General features: G+C 45.4%; 14 protein-coding genes. 8 read left to right on the forward strand and 6 right to left on the reverse strand.

The features are described from left to right. Nucleotides 1-88: 88 nt before the first annotated feature. On the forward strand, nucleotides 89-1,294 hold the full coding sequence (locus AC3WS5_RS02190) for a hypothetical protein (protein WP_492465556.1): 1,206 nt from the start codon (nucleotides 89-91) through the stop codon (nucleotides 1,292-1,294). Between the two features lie 170 nt (nucleotides 1,295-1,464). Here AC3WS5_RS02190 and AC3WS5_RS02195 read toward each other — a convergent pair whose 3' ends face one another. Next, nucleotides 1,465-2,826 (reverse strand): beta-helix domain-containing protein, encoded by a 1,362-nt coding sequence (locus tag AC3WS5_RS02195; RefSeq protein ID WP_492465557.1) that lies wholly within the window; start codon nucleotides 2,824-2,826, stop codon nucleotides 1,465-1,467. A gap of 16 nt (nucleotides 2,827-2,842) precedes the next feature. Then, nucleotides 2,843-5,617 carry a TonB-dependent receptor gene (locus AC3WS5_RS02200; RefSeq protein WP_492465558.1) on the reverse strand — a complete coding sequence of 925 codons (2,775 nt, stop codon included), beginning with the start codon at nucleotides 5,615-5,617 and terminating at the stop codon, nucleotides 2,843-2,845. 262 nt (nucleotides 5,618-5,879) lie between these two features. Here AC3WS5_RS02200 and AC3WS5_RS02205 point away from each other — a divergent pair, with 262 nt between their 5' ends. The 3 genes from AC3WS5_RS02205 (at nucleotide 5,880) to galE (ending at nucleotide 9,009) form a co-directional block, all read left to right on the forward strand. Beyond that, nucleotides 5,880-6,527, forward strand: coding sequence for a DUF47 domain-containing protein (locus AC3WS5_RS02205; RefSeq protein WP_492465559.1), 648 nt, complete (start codon nucleotides 5,880-5,882; stop codon nucleotides 6,525-6,527). An 85-nt stretch (nucleotides 6,528-6,612) separates the two neighbouring features. Beyond that, entirely contained in the window at nucleotides 6,613-7,821 is a 1,209-nt protein-coding gene (locus tag AC3WS5_RS02210; protein ID WP_492465560.1) for an inorganic phosphate transporter, read from the forward strand. Between the two features lie 144 nt (nucleotides 7,822-7,965). Beyond that, nucleotides 7,966-9,009 (forward strand): UDP-glucose 4-epimerase GalE, encoded by a 1,044-nt coding sequence (gene galE / locus AC3WS5_RS02215; RefSeq protein WP_492465561.1) that lies wholly within the window; start codon nucleotides 7,966-7,968, stop codon nucleotides 9,007-9,009. A gap of 80 nt (nucleotides 9,010-9,089) precedes the next feature. Here the strand turns inward: galE and AC3WS5_RS02220 are convergent, their stop codons facing one another. After that, complete coding sequence (locus AC3WS5_RS02220) at nucleotides 9,090-10,337, reverse strand: PSP1 domain-containing protein (RefSeq protein WP_492465562.1); 1,248 nt, start codon at nucleotides 10,335-10,337, stop codon at nucleotides 9,090-9,092. Nucleotides 10,338-10,596: 259 nt separating this feature from the next. Beyond that, nucleotides 10,597-11,829, reverse strand: coding sequence for a DNA polymerase III subunit (locus AC3WS5_RS02225; RefSeq protein ID WP_492465563.1), 1,233 nt, complete (start codon nucleotides 11,827-11,829; stop codon nucleotides 10,597-10,599). A gap of 118 nt (nucleotides 11,830-11,947) precedes the next feature. Between AC3WS5_RS02225 and AC3WS5_RS02230 the strand changes: the two genes are divergently transcribed. The 3 genes from AC3WS5_RS02230 (at nucleotide 11,948) to AC3WS5_RS02240 (ending at nucleotide 13,983) form a co-directional block, all read left to right on the forward strand. Beyond that, nucleotides 11,948-13,360 (forward strand): MBL fold metallo-hydrolase, encoded by a 1,413-nt coding sequence (locus tag AC3WS5_RS02230; protein ID WP_492465564.1) that lies wholly within the window; start codon nucleotides 11,948-11,950, stop codon nucleotides 13,358-13,360. 87 nt (nucleotides 13,361-13,447) lie between these two features. Next, nucleotides 13,448-13,762: a rhodanese-like domain-containing protein gene (locus AC3WS5_RS02235; RefSeq protein WP_492465565.1), complete on the forward strand. Its 315-nt coding sequence runs from the start codon at nucleotides 13,448-13,450 to the stop codon at nucleotides 13,760-13,762. Nucleotides 13,763-13,764: 2 nt separating this feature from the next. Beyond that, entirely contained in the window at nucleotides 13,765-13,983 is a 219-nt protein-coding gene (locus AC3WS5_RS02240; RefSeq protein ID WP_492465566.1) for a DUF6132 family protein, read from the forward strand. 18 nt (nucleotides 13,984-14,001) lie between these two features. Here AC3WS5_RS02240 and AC3WS5_RS02245 read toward each other — a convergent pair whose 3' ends face one another. Continuing rightward, a complete protein-coding gene (locus AC3WS5_RS02245; RefSeq protein ID WP_492465567.1) occupies nucleotides 14,002-16,056 on the reverse strand; it encodes a DUF5689 domain-containing protein in 2,055 nt (684 codons plus the stop codon). Nucleotides 16,057-16,066: 10 nt separating this feature from the next. Continuing rightward, nucleotides 16,067-18,658 carry a TonB-dependent receptor gene (locus AC3WS5_RS02250; RefSeq protein WP_492465568.1) on the reverse strand — a complete coding sequence of 864 codons (2,592 nt, stop codon included), beginning with the start codon at nucleotides 18,656-18,658 and terminating at the stop codon, nucleotides 16,067-16,069. A gap of 358 nt (nucleotides 18,659-19,016) precedes the next feature. Here AC3WS5_RS02250 and AC3WS5_RS02255 point away from each other — a divergent pair, with 358 nt between their 5' ends. Continuing rightward, nucleotides 19,017-20,096, forward strand: a complete 1,080-nt coding sequence (locus tag AC3WS5_RS02255) for an endonuclease/exonuclease/phosphatase family protein (RefSeq protein ID WP_492465569.1) — start codon at nucleotides 19,017-19,019, stop codon at nucleotides 20,094-20,096. The last annotated feature ends 98 nt before the right edge of the window (nucleotides 20,097-20,194 follow it).

Genomic DNA, 20,194 nt, shown 5'->3' on the forward strand with positions numbered 1-20,194 from the left:
ACGACATGATCGTACATGATTTTTATCACCAAAGCGAGATTTAATATTAAATAATTATTAAATTTTGTATCTTTAGAAAGACCCAGGAATGAAAAGGCTGTTCGTGATATGGATTATGATGACAGGCTCGCTTCAGGGCTTGTACGGTCAGCAAATTAGAGAAATTGTAGCTTTCAATTTTTACGGCGATACAATCAGCTTTAATTTACAGTCTCGCTCCGCTGTTGATTTTGATGAAAACACACTATCCGACAAGTCCGTGCAGAACTTTTATCATTCGATTTCAACAAAGGATTTTGGACCGGTATTTAATGCACTAAATCAATACAGGGAAAAAAGGCATCCCGATGACTGGCTTTATTATCAACTGGTCCGCAAGACAGCTCAACAGATCAGTCCAAAACAGGAAAATTATCTGCGTTATACGTTGTATAAGTGGTATTTTATGATCCGGTCCGGCTACTCACCGCTGCTAAGCCTTCATCAGAACCAGTTATTGTTTTATATTCAATGCGATGAAAACATCTATAATATCCCCGCACGAATAAAACAGGGCAGGCAGTACGTCTGCCTCAATTATCATGATTATGGCAGCAATATTGACTTCAGCAAAACAACGTTTACGGAAATAAAATTGGATATTCCTACCGGAAACAGAAGCTTCTCCTACAAGATACATAAATTGCCCGACTTTGCCAAAAGTGATTATGTAAGTAAAGACCTTCAATTTACGATGAATGAAAACGAGTACCATTTCAGAATAAAGGTCAACCCCCAGGTAAATTCCATATTTGCCAACTATCCTACTGTGGATTACGCAGATTATTTTGATATCCCCCTGAGCGCTGGTACTTATGCGTCCCTGATCCCGATGTTAAAAAAACAATTGAAGGGTTTGAAAACCAAAGGCGGCGTCGATTATCTGATGCGGTTTACACGCTATGCTTTTGTGTACGAACCCGATGTAAAACAATTTGGCGCTGAGAAACGACTCACACCCGAACAAACTTTATTGTACAACGGGAGTGACTGTGAAGACCGCGTATTTCTTTTCTATTATTTGGTAAAAGAGATATATAACCTGCCCATGATCGCGCTCGTATATCCCCAGCACGTAACAATCGCAGTGGAATTCGACAAACCGGTAGGCAGACCTATTTACTACCAGGGCAGAGCCTATTCCGTTTGTGAACCAACGCCGCAAAGCGTAGATCTGAACCTTGGTGAAAAGCTACCTCAGTTGAAAAACCAAACCTATGAAGTCGTTTATGTATATAACCCTGTGCAACCCTGAGCCAGGCGGGGCACCAGGTCCGATCCAAAAAAACAGTTATCTGAAAAACCTCTCCAAGGGTCATTCCGTCATGAGACCTGACCCGGAATCTGGCGCATCGAAAAGAAAAGTAAGCCCGTAAAAAAAGCGCCCTTACGAGCGCTCTTTTTTATTTCCCATTCTTATGAATATTATTTACCCCATACTGCCCATCCTGCTGTCCAATCATTGGTGCCATCAAATGCACCGATGTAGTTCGTTTTAACAAAGAACCCATCAGACAATGTTGACTTATCAAATTTGCCAGCAGTTGTCAGTGCCTTTGAACCAGACTTAGGCTGAAGGTTTGGTTTGGCATTATTAAACGGATCAGTCAGTCCTGCATCATTTGCAGACGCCAGCACCTGGGCATTGTAGGTTGCCTTCACCATGGTTTCTAACGTTGCATCGGTCAGTAGGGTAGCCGTTTTAGCCCAGAAAGGCCGGGTAAAGGAATGAAGCAAACTGTTATAAAACATGCCGTTGCCATCAATGAATCCTTGCTGGGTTTCAGAATCTTCAACCACCAGTCCGGCTTTTTGTCCACCCAATACGATAGAGTTAGCCAATACCACCTGGCTGCCCCTTCTGAAGCGCATGCCATAACCATAGTCAGAGGAGGTACCCGCCGCGTTGTTAGGTCCGATAGCCGTAAAGTTTGACAGTATCGGATGAGTAATTGGCGTAGTAGAGAAAGGAATCTTACCATTGGTATTATCTATTTCAAAATTGTTTGACACGTCGCCTGTAGTACCTTTGTCATCCGTAAACGCGGGATCTTTTACAGAAACAGCGAACTGGATCTTTCCGCGATAACCGTCGTCCATATCAAAATCATCATCGGCCGTGTTATAAGCGATCAGGTACTTGGCATTAACGGTACCGCCAAAAAATTCATAGGCGTCATCTAATCCTCTGATAACCTGTATGTGATCGAGCTGGGTACCGCTACCCACTGCATAAAGGGAAAGACCGTTGATCTCATCTCCGGGATTAACCGCTTTACCCGCATACTCAATTCTTACGTAGGACATCACACCGCTATTGTCCGCGTCGTTAGTCCCGCCGAAGGGTTTGTGAGCTGCGTCAACGCCGCCTTCAATCTCTTTGTGGTTATTGTTTCCGGTTGCATTACCAACCAGAACTACGCCACCCAGATCGCCGGGTTTAGGTTGATTTTCGGCAGAAGTAAATACGATCGGCTCACTGGAGGTACCCTGTGCCATGAGCTTGGCATTTTTGTACACTACTAGAACGCCGGCTGAATCTTTGTTTGAAACTATCTGTGTCCCAGGCTGAATGGTCAGCGTTGCGCCGCTTTCAACATAAACGTATCCTCTCAGTCTGTACTTCTTGTCTTTTGACCATGTTTGGCTGGTCGTGATACTTCCTCTGATATCTACCGTTCCACCCTGACCGGGTGTCACAGGAGGACTATCAACAGTTTTACGGCCACACGATCCGAACAGCAGGGCTGCTACGGCGATGACAGTAATTGATTTTAATTGTTCCATGATTTGATTTTTTGTTTTAAAAATTGTATTTCAGTGAAAGAGTGCCTGTTGTTCCAAGTTTGTAACTTCTGGTTACTTTGTCCGATGTCTGGTTGAATTCCATATTCTTGTTCGATTTATCGAACCGGTAGTACATCACATACGGGTCCGCAAGGATATCGCCCGCGGTTAATTTTATTTCCAATTTCCTTTTCAGGAAATGTTTAGATAATTGCGCGTCAAGTACGTTTCTTGGTTTCTCATAAATATCCATACCTGCATCACCCTGACCCCTGAAGGAAAGCCTGGGCCCGATTCTGTTGTAAAGGATATTGAAGGAGAAATTACTATCGCTGTAGTACAGCCCGCCGTTAATGAGATAGGGAGAAAGACCTTGCATAAGCCCGTTTGAGATTCCGGATCCCGCGAGCTGGATATTTCCATTGATATAAGACAGGTTGGTATAGAAAGTCGTGTTATTGAAGAAGTCGCCTTTTATAAAATCAAGTTTCTTTCTTAATTCCAGCTCTGCCCCATAAACTTTTGCGTCAATAGCATTCTGATAGGAAAGGATGGAATTACCCTGATTGATCTGCTCAATTGGGTTATTGAAATATTTGTAAAAGACAGACGCAGAAATAATTTCCCCCGGAGCGTGATAGTGCTCAAATCTTAAATCCGCATTCGTATTCTTACTCCTTATCAAATCGGGATTACCCCGGTATATATAATCCGTGGAGTAATCATACAGACTGTAAGAAGCGATCTCTCTGAACTCAGGGCGGTTCACTGACTGGAAGCCGGCCACCCTGATATTAGTTTTGGGTGTGATTTCAAAAGTAAGGTTACCGGAGGGCAGGAAATCAAGATTTTCCCTGGTAACTGCATTAATTCCTTTCACTGGTATCAGCTCTTGGTTGTAGTTCTCCATACGTACTCCCCAGTCGAACTTTACTTTATCCGCCAACCGGTTATTGAGCATCAGGTAACCTGCATTCAGCATTCCTTTGCCTTGGTAGTCGGCGGTGTTATTGCCAATATTGGCAATGGTGATGCCATACCTGTCAATATTTTCGGGTGTGAATATATTAAACATATTACCCGAAGTGGAGGCAGGGATCTCCTGCCCGAGAGTCGTTAAAGATGCGTAGCCCAATGCATTTACTTCCACATTCTTCAGCCTGTAGTATCCAGAGTAACCAATTTTCAGTTTCTGATCTTTATCAAACAAAGTAAACGGGACCAGGTAATTCGCGTTTGCACCAAAAATATTTTCATAAATCAATGAGTAAATGCGCCCCGCATTTTGTATAGACGGTGAGTTCTCGTTGGAAAGTTTCCTGTAAAAATTTGTATTGTCTGTAGAAGTGAATGTCAGGATCCGCTGATCGGGTTCGCTCCTGTAAGTCAGCGAGTACGAAACATTCCAGTCAAGCGTATTCTTATTTAGTTTATGTTTCCCTTCCAACACGGAATTGAACAACCCATCCTGTTTTGCTTCATTCAATACACTGCGATAATATAAGATGTTATTCAGCCCGTTGGAAATATTCTGACCGTTTCTGAGCCCGGTTGTCTTGGCAAAATCATTATTAAACAAATTCTTCCAGGAAAGGGTATTGTTGTTGTTCAGAGAATAGGCCAGGTTCAACAGAGCGTTTAGGTTTCTTTTCTGGATGTAATAATCGGTGTTGTAATGATATTGTTCGGCCTTATTAATATCATATTCATACAGGTCGGAAGGCTTGAATTGCCTGCCCATTCCGTATCCGATCGTATAAATATATCCGAGTTTTTTGCTACCTGAATAGATTTTTGAATTTCCCCCGGTATAGCTTAGACTAAGATTTGGAAGGCTGGCGGACGCATCCTGATACCCATAATTATTGGGAAACATTTTGGTCGTTGAGATCTTATAATCATCGCTCTGATTGATAAAGCCGTTCCTGTATATGTAATACGCGTTAGGAATAGCTCTTGAATTATCCAGAAACCCAAGAAAGTCCATCTTCCCGTTTGGCTGTGAGTTTTTGAACGCTTTAAATGTCGTCAGTGAATTATATCCGATGGACAGTCCCAGTTCGCTCAGCTTTGAAGAAGGATATTGCTTTGTGGTGATTCTGGCTGCGCCTCCTGCAAAGTCGCCCGGGAGATCTGGTGTGGCCGACTTATATATTACAATGTTGTCAACAACCGATGCCGGAATAATATTGAACGCAAATGCTTTTTTATCAGGTTCCGTACTGGGCAGTATTGCGTTATTCAGGAGAGCAGTGTTATATCGCTCACTCAAGCCGCGAATAACTACGAATTTGTCGTCCTGAACAGATGTACCGCTTACCCGTTTTAAAACGTCTCCAGTATTCCGGTCTGGTGATTTTCTGATTACATCTGCTGAAATCCCATCCGATATGGAAGAACTCAGTTTCTGAGCCGAGTAGAGCGTTGCAACAGATTCCCTTCTGGCACTTGCCGTGACCACAACGCCCTCCAATTCTTTCGAAATCTTGTTGAGAGTAATATTTAACACGGGGGTCTCACCATTCGTGAGGTCAATATCTGTGATCTCTTTTGACTGATATGCCACTGATGATACAACGAGGGTATGCTTTTTCCCTGGGGTCAGATTGATAAAAAAATTACCGTCCACATCGGAACTAACTCCTTTGGAATCCCCCTTGATCAATATAGTTGCGCCCGAAACGGGCAATGCCGTCTCGCCGTCCAGGATCCTCCCTGAAATCCTGTCTTGAGAAAACAGATGGTTTGAAAAAATGACGAAAAAGGCAATAAAGGTCCCCTTTATATCCATGGTTTGATTTTGACGCAAAAATCAGGTTCCCGTGTTACCATATTGTTAGACAAATATTACTAAACAGTGAACTTAGTGTTAAGCAGATTTTAACCATGGGTATATTAGCTTTTACAGCAAGCCTAATGCACAGGATTAGGGCGGGAAAGATATTTTTTTTGTAAAATTTCCAAATTTTCAATATTAAGGAATTATTAATTCCGGTATATTTAGACCCTGAAGCATGTAAAGCCGGTAATTTTGCGGCCAGAAAAATACAACCATGGGATTGAACTCAATTCTTAAGATTTTTACGCCCAGCAACGCAGTTTTTTTCGAGTTGTTTGAAAAGATTGCAGATAATGTGTCCATAATGGGCGGACTCCTGAAGGAGGTAGTCACCGAGACCGACTTCAATAAGCGAAGCACCACCATTCAAAAGTTGGTGGATCTGGAACATGAGAATGACGACCTGACCCACAACGTATTTACCGAACTGGGCAGGAATTTCATCACACCTTTTGACCGGGAGGACATTCATTACCTAGCCACATCACTGGATGATATTGCTGATTATATTTACTCAGCCGCCAAAAAGATAAATCTGTACCGGATCAAACCGAACGAAATCGGAATGCTGAAGATGGCGGATCTGATTGAAGAAGCGGCTCACCAGGTACGAATTGCTGTGGTTGAGTTAAGGGATATGAAAAAGATCAGGAATATTACAGAGGCCCTTGTAAAAATCAACAGCCTGGAAAATCAGGCTGATGATGTTTTTGACCTGAGTATTGAAAAGCTGTTCGACACGGAAGCTGATGCCAAGGAAGTTATCAAAAAGAGGGATATATACCAGGTAATGGAATTGGTTACCGATAAATGCGAGGATGCCGGCAACGTGATTGAGTCTATTATTATTAAGTACGCCTGATGAACTTAGTCAAAGGAGGAAGTAATTTGCAGGCCGTTACCTTTTTTAAGGTGTCCAGGAATTTCAGTAACCCCACACCACTACCATGCTCACATACCTTATTATTATTATTGCCTTAGCGTTGGTTTTCGACTTTATCAATGGATTTCACGACGCTGCGAATTCTATTGCGACCATCGTTTCTACTAAAGTGCTGACACCTTTTCAGGCTGTCCTCTGGGCAGCGCTCTTCAATTTTGCAGCGTATTTTATTTTCAGGGATCATGGTGTCGCAAATACCATTGCCAAAACTGTCAAGGAACAATATATTGATCTCAACGTAATTTTCTCGGGGATCATTGCAGCTATCGCCTGGAACCTGTTTACCTGGTGGAGGGGGATTCCATCCTCTTCATCGCACACGCTTATTGGAGGATTTGCAGGTGCTGCCATTGCCCACTCGCAGACGATCAGCTCAGTAAATGCAGATGCCGTTTTAAAAATTGCTTCGTTTATCGTGCTGGCGCCTTTAATCGGTCTGATAATGGCGTATTTAATTTCCACCTGGTTCATGAATTCTTTCAGAAAGGGATGGAAAGTGAAACTCTTTTCGGTGGCAGTGATACTTGGTGTTCTGATATTTCTGGCCATGATCCTGGAGACCAATCCTGCCAACCTTAAATCTCATTACGAATCATATTTTCTCAAGGTGATTTTTCACTCCAGGAATTTTAAATTTATACTTTTCGGCTTCGTATTGCTCGTCATGGCCGTTTTCTCCCTGTTTTTGAGCAACCTCAACTCACACCGCGCAAATATCTGGTTTAAACGGCTCCAGTTAGTTTCTTCAGCAGCTTTCAGTATTGGGCACGGTGGTAATGACGCTCAAAAGGTAATGGGTATTATTATGGCAGCATTGGTCGCTTTCGACCCGACCCAATATTCCGTGGACCATATGGTCGTTTGGGTCCCGTTGGCCTGTTACACGTCTATGGCGTTGGGAACGATGAGCGGAGGCTGGAAAATTGTGAAAACGATGGGCACCAAGATCACAAAAGTAACACCGTTTGAGGGTGTTGCGGCTGAAACAGCCGGTGCGCTCACTTTATTTGCTACCGAGGAATTGAAGATACCCGTGAGTACTACACATACCATTGCCGGCGCTATCATGGGTGTAGGAGCCACAAAAAGATTGTCTGCAGTAAGATGGGGCGTATCGATTAACCTGATATGGGCCTGGATCCTGACCATACCCGTCAGCGCTCTTTGTGCAGGCGTTATTTATTTTGTCGTCCGATTTTTCCATCCAATGTAAAATCTTACAGTTAAATCGCGGGTTCAAAAAATCCGAATCGGACCTTTGCCATTTATCTGCTTTTCCGTTTTCAGGAGAAGTATCGCCTCACAGACCGCCAAAATTGATCTTATTTGCGCTAAATTTGCCCGCAAATAAAAGAACATGGCAAAAATTCTCGTGACAGGCGGCTGCGGATACATTGGCTCACACACTATTGTGGACTTGATTGAAAACGGCTACGAAGTTATTTCGGTCGACAATAACAGTCGTTCGAATGCTGATATATTAGACGGTGTGGAACGGATCACGGGTAAAAAAGTAAAAAATTACAAGGTAGATCTTTGTGATTTAGATGACACCCACGCCATTTTTGAAGAAAATACAGATATATCGGGGATTATACATTTCGCTGCTTATAAGGCGGTGGGAGAATCTGTTGAAAAACCTTTGATGTATTACGAAAATAACCTCGCCGCCCTGGTGAATATTCTCAAATGCGTCCAGGAATTTGATATCCCTTATTTCGTTTTCTCCTCCTCCTGTACGGTATATGGCAATCCGGATAAGATACCCGTTGTGGAATCTACACCCACAAAACCAGCCGAATCACCATACGGGGCCACCAAACAAATGGGAGAGCAGATACTTACCAGCTTATCAGCAATTTCGGACACGAAGATCATTTCGTTGAGATATTTTAATCCCGTCGGCGCCCATCCCTCCATTGAAATCGGGGAATTGCCTATCGGCAGGCCACAGAACCTGGTGCCGGCCATTACGCAGACCGCTATTGGCAAGCTCCCGAAAATGTGGGTTCACGGCGACGATTACGATACCCGCGATGGATCCTGCGTGCGGGACTACATCCATGTCAGCGATATTGCCCATGCCCACACCCTGGCCATCCAATTCCTGGAAAATAACAGGAACAAATCCAACTACGAAATTTTTAACCTGGGTACGGGAAATGGCGTGACGGTTCTTGAGGCGATACATTCTTTCGAAAAAGTGAGTGGCGTAAAACTCAATTATGAAATCGGACCGCGCAGGCCGGGAGATATCATGGCCATCTATGCAAACAATGATCATGCTGTAACGACTTTGGGCTGGGAGATCAGGTACAACCTGGATGATATGATGCGCACGGCATGGCAATGGGAGCAAAAACTCGCAACGCAAAACAAAGCAGCGGAAAAAGAGGCCTGATCTGAAACCTTGCGCTCTTTTGCCGACTGACCAACCTACAAAAATTATTTGGTGAAATAAGCCATTCCGGCAACTCCGGATCAGCTTTTCGGCCTGCCATTCTGGCCTCTGGGGGGCCTATTTTGAGGTGGTCGCTGACCCTGACCTTCCCGGCTGTTTTTTTGCTGACCAGGATTCTCGTTTCTCGCCGGCTTCCGGCTCTTATTTGCCTTCTTCTTGCGGCTCGCCCTGTCCAGGGTGTTCAGCGAAATCTGTCCTACCACATCCACAAATTCCGGCTCCACTTCGCGTGGTTTTGTTGTCACAACTTCCGCCGTTTCCATTTCTTCGGGGACAATATTCTGCCGGTTCTGCGATTTGATCCACTTCACACGCTCAATGGTCAGTGGATACTGCCGGGTACTTCCGGGCAATGAATACCACATCAGGTTCTTGAAAATATCTTTTTTTACCAGTTGGGCATTTCCTTTCGCTACCTGCAAATGGTCGCAGTCGGCCGGGAACCCCTGGAGCGCATCCAAGTAAGTATCAAGCTCGTAATTCAGACAGCATTTCAGGCGGCCACACTGACCGCTCAATTTCGTTTGATTAATAGAAAGATTCTGGTATCTCGCAACCGTCGTGTTTACAGATTTAAAATCGGTAAGCCAGGTCGAGCAACACAATTCCCGGCCACAACTCCCGATTCCACCGACTTTGCCGGCTTCCTGGCGGGCACCGATCTGACGCATTTCCACCTTTACTTTAAACTCGGAAGCATAAACTTTGATCAGTTCCCTGAAATCCACCCTGCCATCTGCGATATAAAAAAACGTGGCCTTCCGCCCGTCGGCCTGCATTTCAACCTGGCTGATCTTCATATCCAGTTTAAGCTGGCGGGCAATGGCCCTGCTGCGGATAACCATTTCCGGCTCCCGGCTTTTGTTGACCCGGGACGCATCCAAATCCCGTTCAGTGGCCACACGCAGCACCTTTTTCATATCCTGGTTGGCTTCCTTTACTCCGTATTTTTTCATCTGCAGGCGTACAATCTCACCGGTCAGGGAAATTTCACCTACATCAAAACCGCTGATCCCCTCAACCGTAACGCAATCTCCCTTTTCGAAATATTGAAGCGTATTATTCCGGAAAAAATCTTTTCGGGTTCCATTATTAAAGCTAATTTCTACAACCTTGCACGCATTATCTCCATCCGGGAGAGGCAGGTTAAGCAGCCAATCATAGGTGTTCATCCGGTTACAACCCCCGGAACTACACCCGCCATTACTCTTGCAACCCTTTGGCTTAAGCCCCGCGCCTGATGTCGTGCTACATCCTGTACAACCCATTTACCAGATTTATTACTTTAAAATACTGATTCGTACCGTCAATCCGCCCTCCTTTTGCAGGATGAACCGATCGCATTCTATTGAGGCTGTAAAAAAGATGCTTTGGCAAGTAACACAAAAATTAACGGATTTTGGGATCCATTATTTTATATATGTATTGATTATCAACGAATTGCAAACACCAAAGCTATACCATCATCACGAGTCACTTTCACTAATTTTTCATCTCACGGGTCCCTGACTCACTTTTCTATCAACCTCATTCATTCAAAAATACAATATTGTTCCGAATGATATGCTTTATTTTTATGGTCAATGCCATAAAAAGCATCCGGCCATGTGCGTTTCGCTCGATGTAGTAAGCAGCCTGATCTAACTCCTCCACAATCGCCTTTTGTTGCTCCAGGGAAGTAAACTGTTGCAATTTCCGCGCAAATCCACTTTCATTCTCAGGATATTTTTCGCCTGCGTTACTGTCGATCCACATCCTTATGGAAAGTTGCAGAATATGATTGAAATACCTCAAAAATTGCTTCTGCTCCTCTCTGCCAAGCTTTCCGATCTCATCCACCCACTTTACTTGCGCAACCGGCCCCGTGCTTTTGCTGACGATGGCATTCAGCCAGTCACGCAGCAGCGTATACATATCTTCCCCCGTCTGTCTGGCGATTTGAAGTGCCTCCCGGTAATTCCCGTCAGAAATTGCCGCAATGCGTGCCGCCCGCTGTGGTTCGATCTTATTTACTTCTATCAGGGCGTCTTTGATCTCGCTGTCTTCTGGAGACGGTACTTTAATGAGCTGGCACCGGCTCAGGATCGTAGGCAGAATCAGATTCTCATTTTCTGAGATCAGCAGAAATAGTGTATTCTCCGGTGGCTCTTCAATCAGCTTCAGGAGTTTATTACCTTCATTGCCGAGGTATTCGGGCATCCACATCACTAATATTTTGAGCCCGCCCTCAAAACTTTTGAGATTCAGCTTCCGAATGATGTCATTACATTCCGCTGCAGTGATATTCCCCTGTTTGTTTTCCGCACCAATAAACTGCAGCCAATCGTACGCGTTCCCGTAGGCGCTATTTTTCAGAAATTCCCGCCATTCGCCAATATAGTCGGTACTGACGGGGGGAGTACCTGGCTTTTTTGGTACAACCGGGTAGCTAAAATGAATATCAGGATGCATCCAGTCGGCCGACCTGAGACAAGAAGGGCATACACCACAGGCATCTTCATCAGGTACAGTTGCCAAATCTATTTGTTGAATTTCTCCTCCAAATAAGCCAGGTGCGGCAGTCCGCCCACTCCCTGGTCCGCCGTGAATGAATGATTTCCGCTCACACATAGCATATCGTGCAAAAGCTAACGCCAGCGGCAAAGCACCAGCCCCTTCTTTCCCCAGAAAAAGAATCGCATGCGCCAGCCGGTTCTCCCGTAGCAGCGCGGGGAGTTCCTTTTTTAGTGCAGACTGGCCAATTACCTGACTGAATAGCATCGCAGCAAATATAATTGTTAAAAACGGTCGTTTCTGCCTTTCCGAATCCTTTGGTGACACAAATTACACTTCGGTTGATTTGTTTTTCTGTATTTTGTTCTATGAAACGATATAAATTATGAATGTAGAACAAATTTATACCGGATGTTTGGCTCAGGGGGCTTATTATATTACTTCCGGTGAAGAAGCAGCGATCATTGACCCATTGAGGGAAGTACAGCCTTATATCGACAGAGCACAAAAAGATGGTGTAAAGATCAAATATATATTTGAAACACATTTTCACGCCGATTTTGTAAGCGGGCATGTCGACCTGGCAAAAAAAACCGGAGCAACCATCGTATTCGGTCCAACAACCGCCACGATGGGTTATGATGCCCTGATCGCTCAAGATGGACAAATCTTTGAAATCGGAGACGTGCAGATCCGGGTCCTTCATACGCCTGGGCATACCATGGAAAGTTCCTGCTACCTGCTGTCCGACGAAAAAGGAAGGGATACGGCAATTTTTACAGGCGATACCCTTTTCATCGGAGATGTAGGCCGGCCAGACCTGGCACAGAAAGTTGCCTCAGATCTGACGCGTGAAAAACTCGCGGGGCACTTGTTTGAGTCGCTGCGAAACAAGATCATTCCGTTGGCAGATGACATCATCGTCTATCCCGCTCACGGGGCTGGCAGCGCCTGCGGCAAGAACATGAGTAAGGAGACGAGCGACACACTGGGTAACCAGAAAAAAACCAATTACGCCCTTAACCTCACGCTAAACCGGGAGCAGTTCATCCAGGAGGTAACTGATGGGCTCACTGAACCGCCAAATTATTTCCCGAAGAATGTGATTATGAATATTGAGGGGTATGAGAGTATCAATGAGGTTATGGCGAGAGGTAACCGCGCACTGAGTCCCGATGCCTTTGAAGAAGCCGCCAACAGTACCGGAGCCGTGGTACTGGACACCCGAAATGCACAGGAATTCGCGAAAGAATTTGTCCCCAACGCCATTAATATTGGTATCGATGGCAGTTTTGCAGTATGGGTAGGCTCGCTGATTCCTGATTTAAAACAGGAGATCCTCATCGTAGCCGACCAGGGTCGTGAGGAAGAGGTCATCACCCGCCTGGCCAGGGTCGGATACGATTATAGCATTGGCTACCTGGAAGGTGGAATGGAAGCATGGAAAGAAGCGGGTAAAGAAACAGATCACATTCAAAGCGTAAGTGCGGAAGAACTGGCGAACGTTGAAAATTCAAATATTCTGGATGTCCGCAAATCGAGCGAATATGCCAGCGAACACGTGGTCGGCGCACAAAATATTCCCCTGGATTACATTAATCTGCATCTTTCTGAAGTTGAAAAAGAACAACCCACGTATGTACACTGTGCAGGCGGATACCGGAGTATGGCTTTCGTGTCAATCCTGAGGGCCAGGGGATATCATAACCTGATCGATGTTAAAGGAGGTTTTAAAGAAATGAAGAACAGCAACCTGTTTAATGTTTCAGATTATGTGTGTCCCACAACGATGCTGTAAAAATCAATTAATAAAATATCAATCTTAATTACTTAACGTAAGTGCCGAGGATATCAGTTCCTCGGAATCAATTTAAAACAATCAGTCATGCTAGGATTTTTGAAAAAAATTTTCAGTGGTGGAAATAATGATGGTCTCATCGACGCCATTAACAATGGCGGTTACCTCGTTGATGTGAGAACACCGGGGGAGTTTGCAAGTGGCAGCGTAAAGGGCGCTGTTAATATCCCGCTTAATACCCTACAATCCAATCTTAACAAGTTCAAAAACAGGAAATCGGTCGTTGTTTTTTGCGCCAGTGGAGCGCGAAGCAGTCAGGCCCGGGCCATTCTAACCAGGAACGGAATACAGAATGTCTGGAACGGCGGTCCGTGGTATAAGGTAAACCGTCTGAAAAATTAATCATGAAGTGGGTTCTGAAATATAAAGGATCCCTTATCGGCATCGGGTTAGGCGCCATTGCCGGGTTCCTGTACTGGCGGTATATTGGCTGCCTGAGTGGTACCTGTGTGATTACCTCAAAACCGTTGAACAGTACACTTTATGGCGGACTCCTTGGTTATCTGATGGTCGGGTTGTTTAAGACCGGAAATACAAAAAAAGAAGAGAAGCCTCCCGTTTGAGAGGCTTTCTTCCCGGGATCAATGCCTTACTTTCCCCTCAATGCGTACATTGTCTATACTAAAACTACCCCCAGCCGTTCTGGCATTAAGACCATAAAAGCGGAGAGTCACAGCATCGGCAAGTTCCCTAAGTACGGATCCAAACTCAATAGTACAGCCGTTTTGCGCTGTTGTAGCCGATTCCCGGATCTGAAAAATATTATTTCCCACTACGGTGATATTTTCATTGGCGGGTTCAATAGATGTCGGCATATTACTGGAAAAGCTGTCTATGTCTGATCGCACGATAACCTGCCGCACCCCGGTACCCGACCGTTGCACGGTAAAGTTTAGTTTGCTGATGTCAAACTTCTTTCCCTTCCCGGGGGTGATAGTCAGCTCATAATATTTACTCATGTCTGCGCTCCCGGTGAAAATATCACTACCACTGGTAGCACCGAGGGGCCAGCCGGTAAATGAAAACCTCCCACTGGCGGAGGGATTGCCGGAGGACCCGCCGACGCCAATTGCTTTGAAGGCGCTAAAGCTCAGCCCTTCGGCGACGGGTAGCGGGGTCGGGTCAGTAGATCCCGACTGAGTTGTTACTTCGGCAAAATCAAAGACTACAGAAAATGCTGTGACAGGCGGACCAAAGTTTCCGCCCCTGATGTCCTCGCGTGATCTTAAGACCAGCAGCACCGATTCCGAACTACCGGCCATATGTTGAATTGAAATATATCCGGTGATGCTTTCTGCCGACTCAGGCATAGTAAACCCTGCCCCAGACCTAACAAAGTAACCGAGCTCTCCCGTTGAATCCCTGATCAGAAACTGGTCCCCCGTCCGAATGATGGTGACATCATTGATTGTAACGAGGGTTGACTCCCATCTTTTTGAATTACTCAGGATTTCGCCAATAGTTGTACCCCGTGGTTCAATAGATCCTGAACCGATATTTCTGGAAACTTCCAGGCCTGATATCGCCAGGCCGCCATTGAAGCGACCCAATTTCAAACCACCAACATATATTGAAAGCCTTTCACCCGTTGCTGCCTTTTCCGGATACTTACCCTTGTTAAAACGTACATGTATTCCAGCCGTTGAGTCCTGCAGCCGGTAATTTCCAGGTTCTTCGATAGCCGATGAGGATATCACCACACCTTCGATATATGTCCCTGCAGGAATCACGGAGTCGCCTGCCGCGTATTTTAATACTTCGCGCAAAGACATCACTGTTTCTACCGGAGCCAGACCGCTGCAGCGGGTGCCATACATGTGCAAATCGGTCGTGTCACGTATAGTTAGTTGAATATTACTATTGAATATACCGGCGACGGCAACCAGGGATCCATTTCCGGGTGGTAATTTCTCACCGGCGAACCAGGCATAACTACTGTTTCGCAGCGTGATGCCCTGATTGTCACAGGTTTTAACGGTAAAATTTACTGCACTCTGCATCAGGCTTGTATCGGCATAGGTTTTAGCAAGGTCTGACTCCTTGAACTCCGCGCCGTCAATAGTTACCAGGGTGCTCAGCAAAGGATCGTTGATTGCTTTCGTTATCTCTGAAGGTTTGATAAGCTTTGGCTTAACTTCATTTCCGAAGGAACCTTTGAGAATATACCGGTCGAATTTCGCCTGGGGAATCCTACCGAGGTTCAGAAAGCGGCCGTCTGAAGACCTTGTGGAATCCAGACCCAACTGAATATTTCCACCGTAATCACCAAGCATAAGTCCTTTTAATCTGATAAAAACTCTTCTGCCAATCGGGTACATCGCATATACATTGTTCCCATCCAGCAAGACAGGGATGCCCCCGGTTGAGTCTTGTATGACGATCTGTTTATAAAAATTACCTGATCGGTCATCGGCGATCACAACGCCGGTTATCACCCAATCGTCGGTTATAGATTTAAACACGCCTGCCGCTACATACCTGGATTTGAGTTGCGAGATGGTCATATTGACAGCAATATCCGGATCGGCGCCGATAGGCGGCTGATCGAACTCTTTATTGCAGGCTCCCAGGATAAAGAGCAGGATTGCTAATGCAAATAGAATCCAGGGAACGGCAGTATCGGGTAATTTTTTCATATATATTTTTTTAGAACCTGAAAGTCACACTCGCGAAGTAATTCAGGCCGTACGCGTAATAATACTTTGGAGGGAATTTGTCAATATTCTTGTTTTCGTGATCAAAGCGAAGCTGTTCGTATCCTCCCGAACGAATCTGCGTATTATTCAGAAGGTTGTTGACGCTCAGGTTAATGACCAGGTAAACAGGTTTGGAGTTGATGTCAAACATTTTTGGCAGGCGCTTCGACCAGCCACCAAACAGATCAAGCGTGTACTGATCTTTGAATCGCTCCTGGCTGAGCACCCGTTCGACAACTTCGGGGAAATTGTTCAGATCTGTATCCGTCCCGCCTAATGCTTCGGCCGTGCGCCTCAGCGGATTTACGCTCAGCCACATATCGCTGAAATAATTTGCGGAAATATTCAGGAACCAAAATTTTGGGGATCGGTAAAACAACCCTGAGTGATACGCTTGATGTGGCGTGGAGGGAATTCTGTAATTCTTCATATAAACCGTCTGGTTAGCAATCACAGCGGCGCTATTGTCAACAGTTACGACCGCATGCTGCCTGCTATTGTAATAGTAACGTCCTGCAGAGGCAGCGCCGTTAAAAGACAAACCGGGGATGATTCTAATTTCCGCGCCCAGCTCACTGCCAAAATATATTTTGCCGACACCACTCAATGCGTAATTCACAAAATTCTGAAACTGGTCATGGTAAAAAGTCAGTACATCATAACCATTCCGGCTCCCGGTATAGAATCCAGTAAGGGATATTCGCGCTTTGGGTGCCTGCAACCGGTAGCCAGCCTGCACGGTTGAAATTGTTTCGCTTTTGATGTTTTCCTGTACAGTATTTCTGGTCCTCGGGGAGATATAAACATCTTCAAAATAAGGCGACCGGGAGATGCCGGCACCATTTATAAAAAAGTAATTGCGGCCATTCAGCTTAAAAGTAATACCTCCTTTGAAATGATAATTAAGGAAATCCAACTGCGGGGCATCTCCATAGGAAGCTTTTGGGAAAAGCCCATTTCGGTTAAGACCCCTGCGGTAAAAAGAATATCTGGAAATTTCACCGCCTAGATACAAATCAAATTTGCTCAGTATGAATCCTGCCTGAGTCCAGGCCGAACTCCTCATGATGTGTACCTGATAGTTGTAACCATAGGGGTCCCCCGTTTTTTTTACCTGGTTGGGTCTATCCAGGTCATACTGCATGGATTCTTTATCCTTCGGAAAGTCGCGTTCCGCAAACTGATTTATATTAACCCAGAAATCGCCTCCCAGCAAATCTTTCACCTCCTGGTAATAGTGATTGATCTGGATTTGATAATTTGCACCGAAGGTCAGTTCTATCTTGCGGTGAGGTTTAGATTGATAAATGGTACTGGCCATCATCCTATGCTGATCAGTCACTCGGTTTGAGAGAATATACAGCGACCGTTTTCCGCTGACTGCGAACCCAGGTTCACCGTTGACATCTTTGATGGTTGTAAAATTTCCCCGGTTCACGTCGTAAAGCCTCTCCCAGTTTATCTGTAACTGGTCGGGGTTGTTTCTGTACAGCGATCTAAGTGCAGCCGCCTGTTTAGGTTGGCTAATTTCATAATTGCCGGGCAGATATTTGTAATAATCAGGCCTTGGATCCGGCGCGTTATACCAGTCAAAAGAAGATGACTTTCGTTTTCCCGAGACATGGCCCAGGCTGGTAGTCCAGTTGCTGTGCAGTCCGGGCTTCAATTCATAAACGAGCAAAGAGACCGGTTGAAAAGATTCCTGTATGGATGCATTTCGTTTTCTCCCCTGCTGGTATCCCCAGGATGGGTTATAAAATACTGTTCCGGCCAGGTCCATGGCTTCCTGCACTGAGGCGCTTTGACGGCCGGTCTCGGTAGGCGCTCCAAAACTGATCAGGGAAAGCGTGCTCCTGTTCTTCCATTTTTTATCAAGGGCGGCGTAGTAGCTAAGCCCCCTGTAGTAGGTGCCGGGAATATATCCTTTATCCGCATAACGGGCGGAAAATGCCAAACTGTATGCCCAACCTTTGTGGTTAAAGCCCGAACCTTTTGCAAAATGAAGCCGGTGCCGGTAATTCCTGTTGGATATTGCATATCCCACCTGCGTCTGGGTCCATTGTGCACCCGCCCGGAGATCAATATCTGAATTAAGTCCGATTCCTCCAACTGAAAAATCAGATGGATGGGTACCGTAAACATCGCGCCGTGCGCGCGTCACACTGTTTAATCCGCCCCAAAGCCCCCAGGGAACAAAACCGTTATCAAGTCCGTTAATGCCAATACCGTTCAGGGAAACGGTGTTTTGAACGGATTCATAACCTCTGGGCCTGAATCTCACCGGGCTGAACGAAAAAGCTGAGGCCCGGAGAAATGCATCCGTTCCAGCCTGAAGCAGCGAAGAGACCCCGGTTTCTGATTCTGCTTCGGGCCCGCCATCATCCAGAAAAATGATGGGAATATCTTCCCAAAGACCCTGAGTGACATCAGGTTGTATAGTATCGCCCTGTATAGAATACCTGGCGTACAGTTCCTTTTGCTGAGCTGCTGCGAGGCACGGCAAGACACTTGACAAAAAAATCATCATGGCAACCTTCATCATGACGGGTTTAAAGGGACAATCGATAAAAATTAAAGATCGAACATATTTACATATTCATCTATGTGAATATTGCATAACGTTTCCCTGTCATAAACATTAATTTGCCGGCCGGGCTATATTGATTTCTTTAAACTTTACTATCCATGAGATGTCCATAAAAATCTTCGAGCAGATTTATACCAACGGCGATGAACCGCAAAGCGTTCATAAGCGCCAAAATAAATAGCAAATAATGCTTATAGAACTTACTATAGTAAATTTCCCGAACCCGACCGAATCAACCGATTCGGGCATGCGTGCCCGCCGAAGGAGGGTAAACCAGTAGGCGGGCGGTCATTGAAAACATAAAAACCAACACATGAGGAAAGTTTTCATATTATGCATTCTGCTATGCGGGGACATAGTGCCCATTGAAGCGCAGGAGGTCTTTAAACCGTATATCGTTGGTTTCTATAACCTGGAAAACTTCTATGATACAATCTTTCACGGGTCCTATGATGACCGTACGTTTACACCGCGCGGATCCAGGGCTTATACCAGCGCCGTATTCAATGATAAAGTTGAAAAGCTGGCGACCGTCATTTCAGGCATTGGTTTAGACATCAGCAAAGACGGGCCGGTACTACTCGGTGTTTCGGAAGTTGAAAATGCTACCGTACTGAAAACTTTACTCGAACATCCGTTGCTGGCTGGAAGAAACTACCGGTTCGTGCATTATGACTCGCGCGACTTTCGAGGCATGGATGTGGCGCTGGTGTACAACCCGGCTTATTTCAAAGTAGAGCGAAGTCGCCCTCTTTTCGTAAAGATACCAGCGGGCACGAAAGACGCTGTGTATACAAGAGACATACTCTGGGTTACCGGAAACCTGGATGGGGAAAAAATTCATGTCTTTGTCAATCACTGGCCCAGTCGCTCGGGTGGTGAAAAAAGGACCAAACCAGCCAGGATGGCGGCAGCGCTAACTGTCAGGAATATGATTGACTCTCTATGCGCTCTCGACGAGGGATTGAAGATCATAGTGATGGGTGATCTGAACGATGACCCTCCGGATGCAAGTATTGTATCTGGATTGCGTGCAAATGGTCGGGTGAAAACGCTGAAGCCCGGGCAGCTTTTCAATCCCTGGCTGAGTCCCTTCAAAAAAGGGTATGGGACCCTTGCTTACCAGGATGCCTGGAGCCTGTTTGACCAGATTCTGCTATCTCAGGACTTCCTGGATACAAACCAGACTGGTATCCATTTCCATAAGAACCAAATTTTCAGACCCAGCTACCTAATTGAAACTGTAGGTCGATATAAAAATTACCCCATGCGCAGTTATAGCGGAAATACCTACCGGGGCGGCTATAGCGACCATTTCCCGGTTTATGTTGTGTTGCTGAAGCGGTTGAATCGTCAGGGAGGGACAATTCGGAAAAAGGTGATGAGATACTAGACGATAGACGATAGGCATTATATATTAGATATATATATGATTACGAATTACAAGGAGTTGATTGAAGCCGGATAAGATTTTCTTTTTTGAAATCATTC

The sequence above is a fragment of the Niabella sp. CPT15-335-S11 genome (assembly GCF_058792415.1).

Coding starts and splice junctions, on each gene's coding strand:
- AC3WS5_RS02190 (WP_492465556.1), top strand. CDS start 89: ATGAAAAGGCTGTTCGTGATATGGATTATGATGACAGGCTCGCTTCAG.
- AC3WS5_RS02195 (WP_492465557.1), bottom strand. CDS start 2,826: ATGGAACAATTAAAATCAATTACTGTCATCGCCGTAGCAGCCCTGCTG.
- AC3WS5_RS02200 (WP_492465558.1), bottom strand. CDS start 5,617: ATGGATATAAAGGGGACCTTTATTGCCTTTTTCGTCATTTTTTCAAAC.
- AC3WS5_RS02205 (WP_492465559.1), top strand. CDS start 5,880: ATGGGATTGAACTCAATTCTTAAGATTTTTACGCCCAGCAACGCAGTT.
- AC3WS5_RS02210 (WP_492465560.1), top strand. CDS start 6,613: ATGCTCACATACCTTATTATTATTATTGCCTTAGCGTTGGTTTTCGAC.
- galE (WP_492465561.1), top strand. CDS start 7,966: ATGGCAAAAATTCTCGTGACAGGCGGCTGCGGATACATTGGCTCACAC.
- AC3WS5_RS02220 (WP_492465562.1), bottom strand. CDS start 10,337: ATGGGTTGTACAGGATGTAGCACGACATCAGGCGCGGGGCTTAAGCCA.
- AC3WS5_RS02225 (WP_492465563.1), bottom strand. CDS start 11,829: ATGCTATTCAGTCAGGTAATTGGCCAGTCTGCACTAAAAAAGGAACTC.
- AC3WS5_RS02230 (WP_492465564.1), top strand. CDS start 11,948: ATGAATGTAGAACAAATTTATACCGGATGTTTGGCTCAGGGGGCTTAT.
- AC3WS5_RS02235 (WP_492465565.1), top strand. CDS start 13,448: ATGCTAGGATTTTTGAAAAAAATTTTCAGTGGTGGAAATAATGATGGT.
- AC3WS5_RS02240 (WP_492465566.1), top strand. CDS start 13,765: ATGAAGTGGGTTCTGAAATATAAAGGATCCCTTATCGGCATCGGGTTA.
- AC3WS5_RS02245 (WP_492465567.1), bottom strand. CDS start 16,056: ATGAAAAAATTACCCGATACTGCCGTTCCCTGGATTCTATTTGCATTA.
- AC3WS5_RS02250 (WP_492465568.1), bottom strand. CDS start 18,658: ATGATGAAGGTTGCCATGATGATTTTTTTGTCAAGTGTCTTGCCGTGC.
- AC3WS5_RS02255 (WP_492465569.1), top strand. CDS start 19,017: ATGAGGAAAGTTTTCATATTATGCATTCTGCTATGCGGGGACATAGTG.